The sequence below is a fragment of the Methanobacterium lacus genome, from assembly GCF_000191585.1.
Taxonomy (GTDB): Archaea; Methanobacteriota; Methanobacteria; order Methanobacteriales; family Methanobacteriaceae; genus Methanobacterium_B; species Methanobacterium_B lacus.
In genome coordinates this window covers 302,501-318,548 of sequence record NC_015216.1, presented here as the reverse complement: position 1 = coordinate 318,548, position 16,048 = coordinate 302,501, and the positions used below count along the sequence as shown (strand labels likewise).

General features: G+C 37.4%; 16 protein-coding genes (1 of these 16 only partly in view). 10 read left to right on the top strand and 6 right to left on the bottom strand.

Going from position 1 to position 16,048, the window contains the following annotated elements; all coding sequences use genetic code 11:
* Positions 1-202 precede the first annotated feature (202 nt).
* From mptA to cofG, 3 genes are read left to right on the top strand one after another with little or no spacing between them, the layout of a single operon-like run.
* Entirely contained in the window at positions 203-1,168 is a 966-nt protein-coding gene (mptA, locus tag METBO_RS01690; protein WP_013643932.1) for a GTP cyclohydrolase MptA, read from the top strand.
* Positions 1,155-1,592, top strand: coding sequence for a DUF2120 domain-containing protein (locus METBO_RS01685; RefSeq protein WP_013643931.1), 438 nt, complete (start codon positions 1,155-1,157; stop codon positions 1,590-1,592). Before mptA ends, METBO_RS01685 begins: the two co-directional genes overlap by 14 nt.
* A 38-nt stretch (positions 1,593-1,630) precedes the next feature.
* Positions 1,631-2,719: a 7,8-didemethyl-8-hydroxy-5-deazariboflavin synthase subunit CofG gene (cofG, locus tag METBO_RS01680; protein ID WP_013643930.1), complete on the top strand. Its 1,089-nt coding sequence runs from the start codon at positions 1,631-1,633 to the stop codon at positions 2,717-2,719.
* On the opposite strand, the gene METBO_RS01675 is transcribed toward cofG, so the two are convergent.
* Positions 2,716-4,101, bottom strand: coding sequence for a sensor histidine kinase (locus tag METBO_RS01675; RefSeq protein WP_013643929.1), 1,386 nt, complete (start codon positions 4,099-4,101; stop codon positions 2,716-2,718). The genes cofG and METBO_RS01675 overlap by 4 nt on opposite strands.
* A 255-nt stretch (positions 4,102-4,356) precedes the next feature.
* A complete protein-coding gene (locus METBO_RS01670) occupies positions 4,357-5,091 on the bottom strand; it encodes a class I SAM-dependent methyltransferase (RefSeq protein ID WP_013643928.1) in 735 nt (244 codons plus the stop codon).
* Between the two features lie 141 nt (positions 5,092-5,232).
* Here METBO_RS01670 and METBO_RS01665 point away from each other — a divergent pair, with 141 nt between their 5' ends.
* From METBO_RS01665 to comE, 7 genes are all read left to right on the top strand, one after another.
* Complete coding sequence (locus METBO_RS01665) at positions 5,233-6,324, top strand: formate--phosphoribosylaminoimidazolecarboxamide ligase (protein ID WP_013643927.1); 1,092 nt, start codon at positions 5,233-5,235, stop codon at positions 6,322-6,324.
* 324 nt (positions 6,325-6,648) lie between these two features.
* Positions 6,649-7,281: an archaeal proteasome endopeptidase complex subunit beta gene (gene psmB, locus METBO_RS01660; protein WP_013643926.1), complete on the top strand. Its 633-nt coding sequence runs from the start codon at positions 6,649-6,651 to the stop codon at positions 7,279-7,281.
* Between the two features lie 103 nt (positions 7,282-7,384).
* Positions 7,385-9,289, top strand: a complete 1,905-nt coding sequence (locus METBO_RS01655) for a beta-CASP ribonuclease aCPSF1 (RefSeq protein WP_013643925.1) — start codon at positions 7,385-7,387, stop codon at positions 9,287-9,289.
* Between the two features lie 175 nt (positions 9,290-9,464).
* Entirely contained in the window at positions 9,465-10,493 is a 1,029-nt protein-coding gene (gene purM, locus METBO_RS01650; protein WP_013643924.1) for a phosphoribosylformylglycinamidine cyclo-ligase, read from the top strand.
* Positions 10,494-10,513: 20 nt separating this feature from the next.
* Positions 10,514-11,545 carry an L-sulfolactate dehydrogenase gene (comC, locus tag METBO_RS01645; protein WP_013643923.1) on the top strand — a complete coding sequence of 344 codons (1,032 nt, stop codon included), beginning with the start codon at positions 10,514-10,516 and terminating at the stop codon, positions 11,543-11,545.
* 104 nt (positions 11,546-11,649) lie between these two features.
* A complete protein-coding gene (gene comD / locus METBO_RS01640) occupies positions 11,650-12,141 on the top strand; it encodes a sulfopyruvate decarboxylase subunit alpha (RefSeq protein ID WP_013643922.1) in 492 nt (163 codons plus the stop codon).
* 9 nt (positions 12,142-12,150) lie between these two features.
* Positions 12,151-12,699, top strand: coding sequence for a sulfopyruvate decarboxylase subunit beta (comE, locus tag METBO_RS01635; protein WP_013643921.1), 549 nt, complete (start codon positions 12,151-12,153; stop codon positions 12,697-12,699).
* Positions 12,700-13,009: 310 nt separating this feature from the next.
* Here comE and METBO_RS01630 read toward each other — a convergent pair whose 3' ends face one another.
* The 4 genes from METBO_RS01630 to gatB all read right to left on the bottom strand — a co-directional run.
* Positions 13,010-14,149, bottom strand: coding sequence for an aldo/keto reductase (locus METBO_RS01630; RefSeq protein WP_048186309.1), 1,140 nt, complete (start codon positions 14,147-14,149; stop codon positions 13,010-13,012).
* 57 nt (positions 14,150-14,206) lie between these two features.
* Complete coding sequence (gene hisE, locus METBO_RS01625; RefSeq protein ID WP_013643919.1) at positions 14,207-14,500, bottom strand: phosphoribosyl-ATP diphosphatase; 294 nt, start codon at positions 14,498-14,500, stop codon at positions 14,207-14,209.
* Positions 14,497-15,291, bottom strand: coding sequence for a CBS domain-containing ParB/RepB/Spo0J family partition protein (locus tag METBO_RS01620; RefSeq protein ID WP_013643918.1), 795 nt, complete (start codon positions 15,289-15,291; stop codon positions 14,497-14,499). The genes hisE and METBO_RS01620 overlap by 4 nt, the downstream gene beginning before the upstream one ends.
* A 253-nt stretch (positions 15,292-15,544) precedes the next feature.
* On the bottom strand, positions 15,545-16,048 hold the final stretch of the coding sequence (gene gatB, locus METBO_RS01615; RefSeq protein ID WP_013643917.1) for an Asp-tRNA(Asn)/Glu-tRNA(Gln) amidotransferase subunit GatB. Its footprint extends 855 nt past the window's final position; the window shows 504 of its 1,359 coding nt (coding positions 856-1,359); the start codon falls outside the window, past its right edge; its stop codon occupies positions 15,545-15,547.

Here is a 16,048-nt window from a genome sequence, read left to right as displayed (position 1 = left end):
ACCCTACTCTTACACTGAGGAATAGTTTAAAATTTTAAATTCTTAAATAAAACTAAGGTTAATATAGATCAAGCCACTCTTATCATTAGCTTAGAAAATGTGAGTGATGAAAAAAATATAGAAAATTATTAATTAACTGTCTTCAATTATTTAGTTAATTGTTTTCATTAAATGTTGAAATCTAGATTTAGGGGTGAAAAAAGTGGACAAATGTTTCCCTGATACCCAGGACAAAATACCTACCATTCCAGTGCATTTAACTAGAGTGGGAGTTAAAGGCGTTAAAAAACTTTTAAAAATTGAAAGAGAGGAAAAAAGACCCATAGTTCTATTACCTACCTTCAATGCCTTCGTTGATCTTCCAAGTACCCAAAAGGGGATCCACATGTCAAGAAATCCTGAAGCCATTAGTGAGGTTTTAGAACAGGCACTTGAAGGCACTACACTAGAAATTGAATCACTGTGTGCAAAAATTGCCAGTTGCTTACTTAAAAAACACAAGTATGCCAAGAGGGTTGAGGTGAGTATGAAGAGTGACTACATGATAATGAAAAAATCACCAGTCACACAGATAAAAACTCAAGAAATGACCAACATCATGGCAGATGCAATTGGTGTGCGCAATGAAGATGGAATAGTCATCAGAAAAATGATCGGAGCAGAAGTTGTTGGGATGACTGTTTGCCCATGTGCTCAGGAATCTACCAAAGAATCTTCAAAACAAGAACTTTTAAAGTTTTTAGACGAAGAAACAACTGAAAAAGTGCTTGAAACTGTTTCCTTTGCTTCCCACAACCAAAGGGGTCGTGGTATGATAATGATGGAAGTTCCAGAAAATTATGTTATTCGGGCTGAAGACCTAATAAGGATCATTGAAGATTCCATGAGCTCACCTGTTTGTGAACTGCTTAAAAGAAGTGATGAAAATGCTGTAGTTGTTCATGCACACAAACATCCAATGTTTGTTGAGGACTGCGTCAGGAACATGGTTCAAAGCATTGCAAATGAATATTCACATCTTCCAGATGATGCATTGGTAACTGTAAGACAGACAAATGAAGAAAGTATTCACAGACACAATGCCTTTGCAGAAAAAGTAGCTACCATGGGAGAATTGAAAAGGGAAATCAACAATACGGAGGCTGCTGACATTGATGCCCACTCATGAAATTGCAGGAAAAGTAATGAATGAATTAGAGGCTTTCCATGGATCTAAACCTGCCATCGATACTCCTCAAATCTTGATTGTTAGGGGAATGTCAAGAAAAAGGATCGATCCAGAAGAACTGTCCTCCATCATATCGGGGACAATGAAGGGGCTTGGTGCAAGGACCATCGATGTGTTTTCAGAGGAAGCCACTGATATTATTGGAATAATGGATGAAAATATACGGTCCACCGTGGAAATCCCCGGAGAAACTGATGTCTATGGAATCTACCGTCTTAAAGAATCATTCGAATCAATGAATTGTCATACAGAATATTCTTTAGGCATAATAGGCAAATTAGCCGTATTTTTAGTTTTATGGAAGGATAAAAGTGGTATGGGTCCTCTCTTTGTTGAACTAGTAGTATCAAACGCTGAAGCATGAGTTTGACCTCAAAATAATTTTTCTTTTTAAGTGTTACCATGAAGTTATTAGCTAAATCTGAAGTTGAATCCCTTTTAACTGGAGATTATAAGAGTTTAATAGCAAATTTGGAAGCTGCAAATTCCCATAGGAACTCCAACGAAATCACTTTTTCTAAAAATGTATTCCTCCCAATAACAGATATTTGCAGAAATATCTGTGGGTACTGTACATTTCGTAGGGATCCTGATTCTAAGGATGCAACCATCCTCATGAAACCCGACTCAATAATGAAACAATTAAAAACCGCAGATAGTTTTAATTGCAGGGAGGCATTGTTTGCATTTGGAGAACAAGCAGACAGCGAAGCTGTAGTGATGAATGAACTGGAAGCACTTGGTTTTAATAATATTGTGGACTATCTTCACCACATGTGTGATGAAGCCCTAAAAAAAACAGGTCTTCTACCACACAGCAATCCCGGAGTACTGAGCAAGGGAGAACTTAAACAGTTACGGGAAGTTAATGCCTCCATGGGACTGATGCTAGAAACCACCAGTCAAAAACTAATGAATACAGTTGTTCATGAACAAAGTCCGGGAAAACAACCGAAACTCCGAATAAAATCCATCGAAAATGCGGGTAAATTGAAGATACCCTTTACCACAGGACTTTTAATAGGTATTGGTGAAACCATTGAGGATAGGGCAGAATCTCTCCTTGAATTAAGGCGTCTGCAAAATAAATATGGGCATATCCAGGAGATAATAATCCAAAATTTCAAACCTAAACATGGAATTCCCATGGAAAATCATGGCGAACCAACATTGATAGAAATGATAAAAATGGTAACTGTAACCAAGTTAATGTTTCCAGATGTGAGTGTTCAGGTTCCTCCAAACCTCAACAATCAGCACTCCCCAATATTTCTGATTGCAGGTGCAGATGACTGGGGTGGTGTTTCACCAGTAACTCCTGATTTTGTTAATCCAGAGGCACCATGGCCAGAAGTAGATGAACTTAAAAAATTAACGGAAGAATTAGGGTTTAAACTCAAAGAAAGGCTGCCTGTATATCCAGATTATATCAACGAAGAGTTTCTTGACTCCAGAATACTTAAAAAGATTGAAGGCATGGGCCACAGTTAACTGTTTTCTACTTTGAAACTGATCTTGAACCTTGTGAATCCATTAGTTTCGAGTTCAATGTTACCATCAAGCTGTTGTGCCAGGGTTTGGACTATTTGAAGCCCCAAAGTATTGGGATTCATAAAATCAATTTCTTCAGGGAACCCAACTCCATCATCTTCAACACTTAAAACATAGTATCCATCATTTATATGCATTTTAATAACAATATTCCCTTCTCTACCATCTGGAAAAGCATATTTAATCGAATTAGATAGTAGTTCGTTGATTAACAGCCCGCATGGAATTGCAGAATCAATGTCCATGGTAATGTCGTCGGATATTACTTTAAGAGTGATCAATCTTGATTTTAAACTGTAAAATTCTAGAAGTTTAGTTGTAAGGCTTTTTATGTACTTTGAAAAGTTTATCAAAGATATATCCTCAGACATGTAGAGTTTTTCATGGATGAGCGCCATTGTGCGTATTCTGTGTTTACTATCCTCAAACATTTTTATGGTAGACTCGTCAGTCGCATAATCCGATTGAAGGTTAATTAAGCTTGAAATGATCTGCATGTTGTTTTTAACCCTATGGTGAATCTCTTTTAAAAGTACCACTTTTTCATTTAAAGACGACCTAAGAGCAGCTTCAGTATTTTTCTGGGTAGTAACATCCCTTGAAATACCCATGACCGCAAATATTTTGTCATTTTTATCCTTCAAAGGGATAATTTTGGTGTCAAGCCACATCTCACCCTTGGGTAGTGCCATCTTAATCTCAGATCTTACTGGAGATTGTGTTTCTATGGCCTTATCAATACTTTTCCTCTGTTTTTCAGATATGTCCATTGGAAACAAGTTTTGTCTTAATTTCCCCACAATATCCTCGGGTTCAAATCCTAATATGTTGGCAGCGAATTTGTTAACGTAATCCACCCTGTCCTCAAGGCTGATGATAAATATTATATCTTCAGCATTTTCTGCCAGGGTACGATACGTTTCTTCACTTCGTTTTAATCTGGCCTCCATTTGGTGTTTGTAGAGTGCTATTTCAATGGTTAGTTTGAGTTCTTGGTCATTGAATGGTTTGAGAAGGTATGCTTGAGGAAATGTTATCTTGGCCTCTTCAATGGTTTTTTCGTCATCGTATGCAGTTAAATAAATGATCGGAACATCATAACTATTTTTTATGATATTTGCCGCTTCAATCCCATTTACCTTTTCTTTAAGAACAACATCCATTAATATTAAGTCCGGGCGTTTGTCCAGTGCAACCGTTATTGCTTCTTCTCCAGAAGATAGTACGCCCACCACAGAATAACCCCATTCTTCAACTTTGTTTTGAATTTCAAGAGCTGTTACTCCTTCATCCTCAACTATGAGTAAATTCTTTTTGTTCATTTTTCCCACTCAAAAATATGAAATCAACTCATTTTCCCATCCATTGTAGTTACATACCAATCGAAAATGGTCTAAAATAAATTTAAATATCAAGCATGAGCATCAATCTTATTTAACCCATTTTACTCCTAGAAATATTATAAAGAAATCTAGTTTTGTATTTGATAATTTTGTTGTCCGATATATTTAAAAATTTAGAGAAAAGAAATTTATGCCAAATTCAATTCATTGAAATAGATGGTGTCCTAGACCAGTTCAATCAATTTTCGCATCTACAACAACATGATAAACACCGGGCGAGTACGGTTTAATAATTCTGGCATTTAAAATTTCTACATCTCCCCTTCCAGCAGTTTTTGCAGCTGCAATTATGCGTTCAACAGGTCGTTTAAATTTGATGTTGTCTGGCACAGATTCATGGTAGTGTAGTGTTCCTCCCTTTTTCAATACATCCATTGCAACATCTAGATATTCATGGGTGTTTCCAATGTAACCCATCAAAACTCGATCTGCCACAGCTTTAGGTGCCACTTCCCTGCAGTTCCCAAGTATTGGCTTCACCACTCCATCAACCTTGTTTATCTTGATGTTTTCACAGAGATAACCATGGGAGACAGGATTTATTTCCAAGGAATATATCTGTTTTGGGTTGGAATGTACTGCCATTGGAATTGAAAAGTAACCAATTCCTGCAAACATATCCACTATTATCTCCCCATCTTCAGGAAGAAGTGACATTCTTTTTCTTTCTGTGGTGTTGCCCTTGGACCACATGATCTTCGAAACATCCAACTTAAATCCACATTTATTTTCCCGGTGAACAGTTTCAGTTCCTTCCCCAATAATTACTTCTACATCGGGTTCCCTTTTCAAACCACTTATACGTCCTAACTTGACTATTCTATTGACACCCGGTGTTTTAAGAAGATTTTCAACATCTTCTACATCATCCTTTACAACCAGTATGTCTCCAATGACCTTCCCCTTCATACTTACTACCTCATATTTGGAAGTTTAAATATTTTCAGATCGTTGGATCCATCTTGAAGACAAAAAAGATAATTACCCCAACCAACCAACGTTATTCAAATGATTATGACTGATAAATTTGAATGATTAAGGAGAGATTTTATGGTGAAAGTTAACAGAAACGAAATTCTCGAAATATTAAAGGGGTATGACAAGGAAGACATCACTATTGCAACGTTAGGTAGTCACACATCACTCCACATATTGAAGGGAGCAAAAGAAGAAGGTTTTAGAACCGCTGTTGTTTGTGAAAAAGGGCGTGAAGTTCCTTATAAACGTTTTAAAGTGGCTGATGAGTACATCATAGTTGATAAATTTAGTGACATAGTGAACGAAGATGTGCAGGAAAAATTAAGGGCAATGAACAGTATTGTTGTGCCACATGGTTCTTTTGTTGCTTATGCCGGTTTAGATCGTATTGAAAATGATTTTAAAGTTCCTATGTTTGGAAATAGGGATATTTTAAGGTGGGAAGCAGAGAGGGATCTTGAGAGGGAACTGATGATAGAATCTGACATAAGGATTCCCTTGAAATTTGAGGATCCATCAAAAATAGACAGGACTGTAATGGTCAAATTCCCAGGTGCCCGGGGAGGTAGGGGCTATTTTGTAGCATCTACACCTGAAGAATTCCATCAAAAGATAGATTCCATGCTTGAAAGAAACTGGATTGGAGAAGAAGATGTAGAAAATGCCCACATAGAAGAATATGTTTCAGGATGTAATTACTGTGTTCACTACTTCTACAGTCCCCTAAACAATGAAGTTGAAGTTCTTGGAATGGACAGCCGTTACGAATCTAATATCGATGGATTAACAAGAATTCCTGCCAAGGATCAGTTGGATGTTTCGTTGGATCCTTCCTACGTTATTACTGGAAATCATCCAGTGGTCATGAGGGAATCTCTTCTTCCGCAAGTGTTTGAAATAGGCGATAATCTGGTTGAAGGAGCTAAAAAACTAGTTTCACCAGGAATGAGCGGACCTTTCTGCCTGCAAACATTATGTACCGATGATCTGGAAATAATAGTGTTTGAAATGAGTGCCAGGATTGACGGCGGATCTAACACCTTCATGGACAGTTCTGCGTACAGTTACCTCCTATTCGGAGAATTTATGAGTATGGGGCGTAGAATTGCCAGGGAAATTAAAGAAGGTGCCAAACAGGACAAGTTAGATATATTAATAACTTAATATTATTCCTTTTTTATTTTTAGTTAGAATATATTGATTAATCCTTCTAAAAACATCAGATACACTTCTTTTTCCATGCTTTTTTTAAGAAAGATTTATAAGTATCTTCCACTAAAAAAAGCATATTAGAGGGCTTAAAATTCTTGAGTTGTTTTATTTAGAATTATTTCAAACATTGCATTGAATTATTTAAGTTGTGTAAAAAACTGGAGTTTGAAGCAATAATTTATATAGAATGAATTTAACATATAAGACCTAGAAATTAACTTTGAAAATTATTTAAAAACTATTTTTATTTATCGTGTTTTTTTAGAGGTGTATTTCATGAACGATAAAGATCGATTAAAAGGCACTACAACTGTTGGTGTAACTTGCAAAGACGGAATTGTGTTTGCAACAGAAAGGAGAGCTTCAATGGGTAATTTAATTGCCCACAAGGTTGCAGACAAGATATTTAAAATTGATGATCATATCGGAGCTACAATAGCCGGATCAGTATCAGACGCCCAAAAACTTATGGGATATATTAGTGCAGAAGTAGCCCTTTACAGGCTAAGGAATGGTGCTCCCATGAGTGTGGAAGCAGCTGCAAACATGACCTCAAACATACTTCATGCATCCAGATTTTATCCTTACTACGTCCAAACCCTCCTCGGAGGAGTGGATGAGAAGGGACCTGCTCTGTTCTCATTAGATCCGAGTGGAGGAGTAATTAAAGATCTCATGATTTCCACTGGATCAGGTTCGCCAGTAGCTTACGGTGTTCTTGAAGACCGTTACAACCAAGAGATGGACATTGAAGAGGGTACATCAGTTGTAATTAGGGCAATAAAAGCTGCTATGGAAAGAGATACCTATTCTGGTAATGGAATTAAGGTGGCAACTATAACTAAGGAAGAAGGATTTAAAATACTACCCGACGATGAGGTAGCCAAAAAAATCGAAGAATTAAACTAGTTTTAAATCTAACTACACCAGTACATTTTAAATAAAGCTTAAAGAATCACATCGGCTTAGAATGTGATTCAATTAATTTTCTTATTTTTTTAGACGTGATTTTATGGGATCAGAGATTCAAGAAATTAAAAATACAATAGTACAAAGATTACCTAGCAGAGTACAAGTGGCAAAGGTGGAATTTGAAGGGCCTGAGGTGGTTATATACACCAAAAACCCGGAAATTATTACAGAAAACGGGGATTTAATAAGGGATCTGGCAAAGGATATCAGGAAAAGGATCATCATACGATCAGATAAATCTGTCCTTACAGAACCTGAAAAAACCATCGACAGAATACATGAAATTGTCCCTGAAGAAGCCAAAATTACCAATGTTTCCTTCGACGAAGTCACATGCGAAGTGATAATAGAAGCCAGGAAACCCGGACTTGTAATAGGTAAGTACGGTTCAACTTCAAGAGAAATTATAAAAAAAACAGGTTGGTCTCCAAAGATTCTTAGAACACCTCCAATTACTTCTGAAGTAATTCAAAGAGTCAGGAGAACACTGAGGAAAAACAGCAAAGAACGTAAAAAAATCCTACAAACTCTGGGAAACAGAATTCACAGAGAATTACCAAGTGAAAACGAATGGACTCGTTTAACTTCCCTTGGAGGATTTAGAGAGGTTGGAAGATCTTCACTGTTCCTGCAGACAAGCAACAGTAAGATCATGCTTGACTGTGGAGTGAACGTGGCTGGATCAGATGATAAAAGCTCTTATCCTTACCTCAATGTTCCGGAATTTGTGCTTGACGATCTTGATGCAGTTATAATTTCCCATGCTCACTTGGATCATTCAGGATTTTTACCCTACCTGTACCACTACGGATACGAAGGTCCGGTGTACTGTACAACACCTACAAGAGATTTAATGACACTTTTACAGTTAGATCATATTGATATTGCACACAGAGAAGATAACCCACTTCCATTCAATATTAAACACGTTAAAAAGAGTATTAAACATACAATTACCCTTGATTATGGTGAGGTTACTGATATTGCTCCAGACATACGCTTAACCCTCCATAATGCAGGTCATATCCTTGGTTCTGCAATAACCCACATGCACATTGGTGATGGTCAACATAACTTCGTTTACACAGGAGATTTCAAATACGAACGAAGCAGACTTTTAGAACCTGCAGTTTCAAAGTTCCCACGTATAGAGTCCCTTGTTATGGAAAGTACCTATGGTGGTCATGATGATGTGCAACCATCCAGAAACGATGCAGAAAAAGAACTGGTTAAAACCATTTATCGAACCCTAGAACGTGGCGGGAAAGTTCTTATGCCCGTATTTGCTGTGGGTAGGGCTCAAGAACTTATGATCGTTCTTGATGAATACATAAGACATGGTATGATTGAAGAGGTACCTGTGTTCATAGACGGTATGATCTGGGAAGCAACAGCCATACACACTGCAAGACCAGAGTACTTGAGTAAGGATCTCAGGGACCAAATATTCCATATGGGTAGGAACCCATTCATTTCAGATGTCTTCCACAAGGTTAATGGTGGAAATGAAAGACAGGAAATTGTTGAAGGTGAACCTGCAATCATACTATCAACATCAGGTATGTTGACTGGAGGAAACTCTGTAGAATACTTCAAACAACTTTGCGGTGACGAAAAGAATTCGCTGGTGTTTGTTGGTTATCAGGCAGAAGGATCCCTTGGAAGAAGGCTCCAGAAAGGTTGGAAAGAAATTCCTCTCAAAGAAGAAGGTAAAACCAATGTTTACAATGTAAAGATGCATATTAAAACCATTGAAGGATTTAGTGGACATTCAGATCGTAGGCAGCTCATGGATTACGTTAGAAGGCTTTCTCCTAAACCAGAGAAGATCTTGTTCTGCCACGGGGATAATTACAAAACCCTTGATCTTGCATCCAGCATTTACAGGAGTTATAAAATAGAAACAAAAACTCCAATGAACCTTGAAACAGTAAGGATCCAGTAAAGATAGGTTTATTTAAATTCTATATTTTTATGAACCATTTTCATTTAAACGGGAGGAAGGTAATACTAACTGAACTTATCCTCCCATTGGCAGTTGATTTAGATATAAGTTTTATAAACTGTCAAGTGTAAATATGCATAAATAATTGTTGTTTTAAAAATTTTTGGTGAATTTCATGGTAACCTATTCAGAATCAGGAGTGGACATCAGTCTTGAAGAGGTGACTGTCTCGGCATTGATCTCAAAACTGAAGGAAACTCTCAATTACAGAGACGTCATAACAGAATCCGGACACTTTGCAGCTTTAGTTAATCTTGGTGACAGAGCAATTGCAATGAGTACGGACGGTGTGGGAAGCAAAATATTGGTTGCAGAGATGATGGAAAAATACGATACAGTGGGGATAGACTGTATTGCAATGGTAGTTAATGACATCATCTGTGTAGGGGCAGAACCAATTGCAATGGTTGATTATTTGGCCGTTGAAAAACCAGATCCAGAAGTTGCTGAACAAATAGGAGAGGGACTTAGGATAGGTTGTAAACTCGCAAATGTTGCTATGATTGGAGGGGAAACAGCAAGCCTTCCGGAAATAGTGAAGAACTTCGATCTTGCAGGTACAGGAATAGGAATAGTAGACACTGACAGCATAGTAACCGGAAGTTCGATGGTTGAAGGAGATGTGCTGATAGGTATTGAGAGTAGTGGAATTCACAGTAACGGACTCAGCCTTGCAAGGAATATATTTTTCGAAGAAAATGATTTTAAGGTGACTGATAAACTTCCAAATAATCCTGAAACAACAATTGGGGAAGAGTTACTTAAACCCACCAATATTTACGTGAATCCTGTTATTGAACTTTTAAAAACAGATGTGGAAGTGCATGGTCTCGCCCACATTACAGGAGGAGGATTCACCAATCTAAAAAGGCTTAAAAAGGGTGTCGGTTACAATATCACATCGTTGCCTGAACCTCAATCAATCTTCTTGGAGATGTATGAACTTGGAGTTCCAGTGGAAGAACTTTATCGTGTTTTCAACATGGGTATAGGATTTGTAGTGATTGTGAAACCCGGGGACGAAACACGAACCATGGAACTCATTGAAAAATATAACCGAGCCTACAAAATAGGTCATGTCACAGCTGATCCAGATGATAAGGTAACAATCAAAACCTTTAAGGAAGGTACAATCATATTATAAAAGGAATAGAAGGTGCGTTCATGAATATAACAGCAGAACAGGAAAGATCAATCATAACAGGTATCCTAAAATGTATGAAAGTTTCAGATGAGGATGCATCCATTGTTGCAGATGTTACAGTAGATGCTGATCTTAAGGGATTTTCATCACACGGTATTGGAAGATTTCCACAGTACATCAAAGGCCTCAAAGCAGGCACAATAGATCCTGAAGCAGAACTATCCATTGAAAATGAAACTGATTCCATGGCTCTGATTAATGGGAATCATAAGTTTGGTCATGTAGTGACCTACACTGCAATGGAAATTGCCATTAATAAGGCGAAGAAAAATGGGATAGGAATGGTTGGTGTTCATGATTCTAATCACTTTGGTGTTGCTGGTTACTACTCTGACATGGCGATAATGAACGATATGATAGGGATGGTTATAGCTAACACTGAACCTGCAGTTGCCCCTATTGGAGGTAAAGTACCCATCATAGGCACAAATCCTGTGGCAATAGGAATTCCTTCCAATAAAAATTATGTTTCTGTTGATATGGCAACTTCTGCATCTGCTAGGGGAAAATTACTTGAAGCCAAGCGTAAAGGTGAGAAAATACCTGAAAATGTTGCATTAGATGCAGATGGAAATCCTACCATCGATCCTGAAGAAGCTTTAAATGGTTCTATACTTCCATTTGGTGCACATAAAGGGTACGCACTTTCATTTATGATAGAAATCTTAGCGGGCCCTCTTGTGAGAGCTGCTTTTGGTAAACAGGTTACTGGAACCGCAGATCCCGGTGTCATGTGTACCAAGGGTGATCTTGTTATGGCAATTGACCCATCTAAGTTCTCTGATCTTGAAGACTTCAAAGAACAAGTGGATGACTTTGTTGAAGAGATCAGAAATTCTGGTAATGTTTTTATTCCTGGAGATATGGAAGTTAAAAACATCAAAGACCGCAAAGAAAATGGAATATCCATTGATGAAACTTTAATGGGTCAGATAAAAGATATATCCGATGAATTATCCTTTGATTTGGAGAAAATTTTAAGCGGATCCTAAATAATTTTTTTTATTATTTATCATAAATTTTATTTATTGACATCATTTTGGTGTTAAAACTTAGTATTCAACCTAAATATTAAACAAAAAATTAAGGTGTTTTTTTGGACAGTAGTCAAGCAGTTTACGATGCAATTAAAGAAGCAGGTATAGATTTCATTGTTTCACTTCCATGTGTGAATCTAGGAAGGTTGATGGGAATGGTTGAAGAAGATCCAACCATAATTCATGTTCCTGTGACACGTGAAGAAGAGGGTTTTGGAATCTGTGCAGGTGCCTTCATGGGTGGGAAAAAGCCTGGAATTTTAATGCAAAATTCAGGCCTTGGAAATTCAGTGAATGCACTTGCATCTTTGTTCGAACTCTATAAAATTCCAGTACTCATGATAATGAGCCACAGAGGTACCGAGGGAGAGTTTATGGGTGCTCAAATTCCCATGGGTAAGGCAACTCCCATGGTGTTAGATGCCCTAAAAATAAAGTATTTCAATCCAAAAAAACCTGAAGAAGCTTTGAATATTATTCCAGAAGCTTGGAATATGGCAGAAGCTGACGGAGCCCCAGTTGGCATACTCTTAGATATTAAATTTTGGTAGTGATGTTTTATGAAAAGGATAGATGCCATAGAAAAATTATCATATGAACTGACGGATGAACTGGTAGTTTGTAACATAGGATTTCCATCCCGAGAACTGCATCATCTGAAGGACTCTCCAAATCAGTTTTACATGATGGGATCCATGGGTCTTGCATCTTCAATTGGTCTTGGAGTGGCCATGTCTACAACTAAACGGGTGGTTGTGATAGATGGAGATGGATCTGTACTCATGAATATGGGTAGCATGGTAACAGTTTACAATCAAAGCCCAAAAAATCTGGTTTGGGTAGTGCTAGACAATGAATGTTATGGATCAACCGGGTCACAGTGTACATATGCTTCAAGCTTTGAACTGGGAGATGTGGCAAGATCAATTGGATTTAAAAATGTATTTTCGTTCGATCTAAATTCTGAGTTTGATTTCAGTGAAGCTCTAAGTTCTGAAGGCCCTGTTTTTGTACATATTAAAGTTGAACCCGGAAATGCTGATGTTCCAGTGATACCAATGGAACCTGAAGAAATCAGGGACAGGTTCGTCCAAACCATCAGAGAATAACCTCATTTAATTCAATATTTTTTTTTTATAATCTTTTTCAGATTAGCTTCTCGACATTAAGACACCGGTGCATTATAATTATATTGAATTGTACACTGACACTTTATTTTATGTCCACTTCTCATTAAATCTGGTTAGATGTTTAATGAGTTTCCATTGTTTATGAAGTTCAGTTTGGACTAGTGAACTAAATGAATTTTAGTAATGTCCAATGGTATGGAAATTAAAATCTTCAATCTATATATCACCCTTTTTTCAGGTGTATTTCCAGTTTAATACGAAAGAATTTAAAAAAAAGAATTTGGTTGGATTAATTTTGTTCAAATTTTTTGCGCACATCCATCAGTGCTTTTTGGATCGGAACCATTTGTGGGCAGATTTTTTCACATTCTCCACAACCAGTGCAGTTAACTGCTCTTTCTTCCTCTTTCACACCCATGTAATAATTCATTTTAGCATTATCCTCGTCTTGAAACATGTAGGCATTGTTCAGCTGAAGAAGATTAGCAGGAATATCTACTCCTTGTGGGCATGGAACACAATATCCACACTGAGTACAGTTATACTGTTTTCTCTGGCTGTAAACAGACTTAACTTCCCGGATGATCTCCTTTTCCTCAGAACTTAAAGAGTTGGGATAACCTTGATCAGCAGTTTCAAGGTTCTGCTTAAGTTCTTCCAAGGTGTTCATTCCACTCAACACAACATCTACATCATCGAGATCCCAGACAAATCTGAGTGCCCACTCAGCTGGCTTCCTTTTCACCCTAGATTCGTCCCATATTTCCTGAACTTCCTCTGGAACATTTTTAGTCAAAGTACCTCCCCTGAGAGGTTCCATTACAACTACTCCTACGCCATTGGCTGCTGCGTAACGAATGCCTTCCCTTCCTGCTTGATAATTCTGATCAACAATGTTGTATTGAACCTGGCACATGTCCCAGTTGTAGGAATCAACAACATCAAAGAACAGTTCCAGTTCACCATGATATGAAAATCCTGTGTACTTTATTTTTCCAGATGCTTTGGCATCATCTAAAAATTCCAGTACACCGTTGGAGATCATTTTTTCCCAGTAACTCTCTTTAACGGTGTGAAGAAGATAAAAATCAATACACTCAATACCAAGCCTTTTTAACTGTTCATCAAGGTATTTATCCATATCTTGCCTGTTCTCAACTAACCATATGGGCAATTTATCTGCTATGAATACCTTTTCCCTGTAGCCATCCTTAACTGCTTTAGAAATTGCAATCTCACTTTGACCGTTGTGATATGGATATCCTGTGTCCAGATAATTGATTCCACTATCAATAGCTGTTCTTATCAATGGAACAGCAAGATCCATATCGACTTGTCCACTATCTCCGTTTTTAACTGGTAATCTCATACATCCCAAACCTAGGATAGATAATCTCTCACCAGTAACACCAAGTTCCCTGTAAAGCATTTGTTTCACCATTAACCATGAAAACCAAAATTAGAACATCAAACATGAGAATTTTTGTTAACCCCTTCTCCTTTCAAATTCATCGAAGATGTCATCAATTTCAACTCCCTTGTAAACCAGAAGAAGCAGTGCATGAAATATGAGATCCGTTGCTTCGTAAACCAAATTTTCATCGTTCTTTGATGCGATTATGAGTTCTGCAGATTCTTCACCCACCTTTTCGAGTATTTTATCCTCTGCCTTCTTATCAGAATCCTTCATTATGTTGGAGGTGTATGAATCTATGGGATTATCTCTCCTCTCTTCCAGTACTTGATAAAGTTCTCTTATTATGGAATCTTTATTTTTCATTTTCTAGCCTCCTTTCTGAGGCTGCTTGTTATTGCAATCAAGGGATGTTGAGCATCATCTATGACTTCAATGTCTTTAAAAGAGAAAATACCATTTTTATCAGCTGTTTTTTCTAGTCCAAGATGTATGTCATGGTCCAACTGTATCACGTAGGAGTCAATATCTTTACATCCAAGCTTCAACGCTGCAACTGTTCTGTGATGACCATCCACCAAGATGTATCTATCACCAGTGTGTGCTATTATTGTGGGTTCTGCAAGGCCCCTCTTTATTTCATAGGTTCTACCTTGAAGCTCGTCTGCGTAGATCTTGTCCTGTGTTGGCCTGATCCTATCTATAGGAACCTTCATACGAACAACTTTGGTGTCAATTTCATATAGTTGTTCCAAGGTCCTTTTGAAGTAATCTACTTTCATTGGAGTTGATCTTTCTATGTGTGACCTGACAATATCTGTGTTTGTTAAAATACCCACTAATTTAGAATTTTTATTTATAACAGGCAGTCGAGATATTCCCATTCTAAACATGACCCTTGCTGCATCATTTATTGACATATCCTCTTCAGCCACCACTATATCAGTGGACATTATGTCTTTAACCAAAGGGAGCCATTCTTTAAGGAGAAGATCAAAGGCCGTTACCATACCTATAACTTCACCATTTGTTTTAACTGGAAATCCGTCGTGACCAGTACCCTTCATGAGCATTATAACTTCTTCATTAGGAGTTTCTGGATTCACGGTAATTACTTCTTTAGTCATGTAATCTTTTACAAGAGCTGAACTCGTCATTAAAAATCTCCTATCTAGAATTTATTGATGAAATTCTGTTTTCAATTTAAATTGGTTTAATCCCTAAAAATTTTGTAGGCAGTGGATTTTTTGTCTGTTACAAATTTAATGGGATTTATTTCATTGCATATGATTATGAAACAAAATTTCTTGTGACCCTGTTTGATCATGATCCCTTAAATTTTCATAATTTAGAAAATCTGTTTTCTAAATTAAGGCTTGCTGATCAAGTGGTCACTTTTGATTGAATGGTTCACATTGAGTTTAATTCTACCTCTAACAATTTGTTGGTCTCTGTAGGATCTGCCTTACCTCTCGTGAGCCGCATAACCTGCCCCACCAAGAAATTTATTGCATTTTTCTTTCCTTCAAAGTAATCTGAAACAGCATCAGGGTTTTCTTTTACGACCTGTTTAATTGCATCGACAACCTGATCCTCTGTAACAACACCTGTCAAACCCATTTCTTCTGCGATGGTACTGGGCATCTGGGAGTTTCTTGGTAATTTCTCCATGATCCTCTTACCAGCTTTGGCAGTGATCTTCTTATTCTGCAACATCTTGAGTAGATCAACTATTTGTGATGCTGTAATTTCACTCTCTTTGAAGCTCATCTTGTTGTAGTAAATTACTCTCTTGAGTTCATCCCTCATCCAGAGTGCAGCAAATTCAGGATCAACAGAATTTGCAACTTCTTCAAATGCATCAGCAAGCTCTAATTCAGATGTTATTACCTTTGCATGGTCCCTACTGATGCC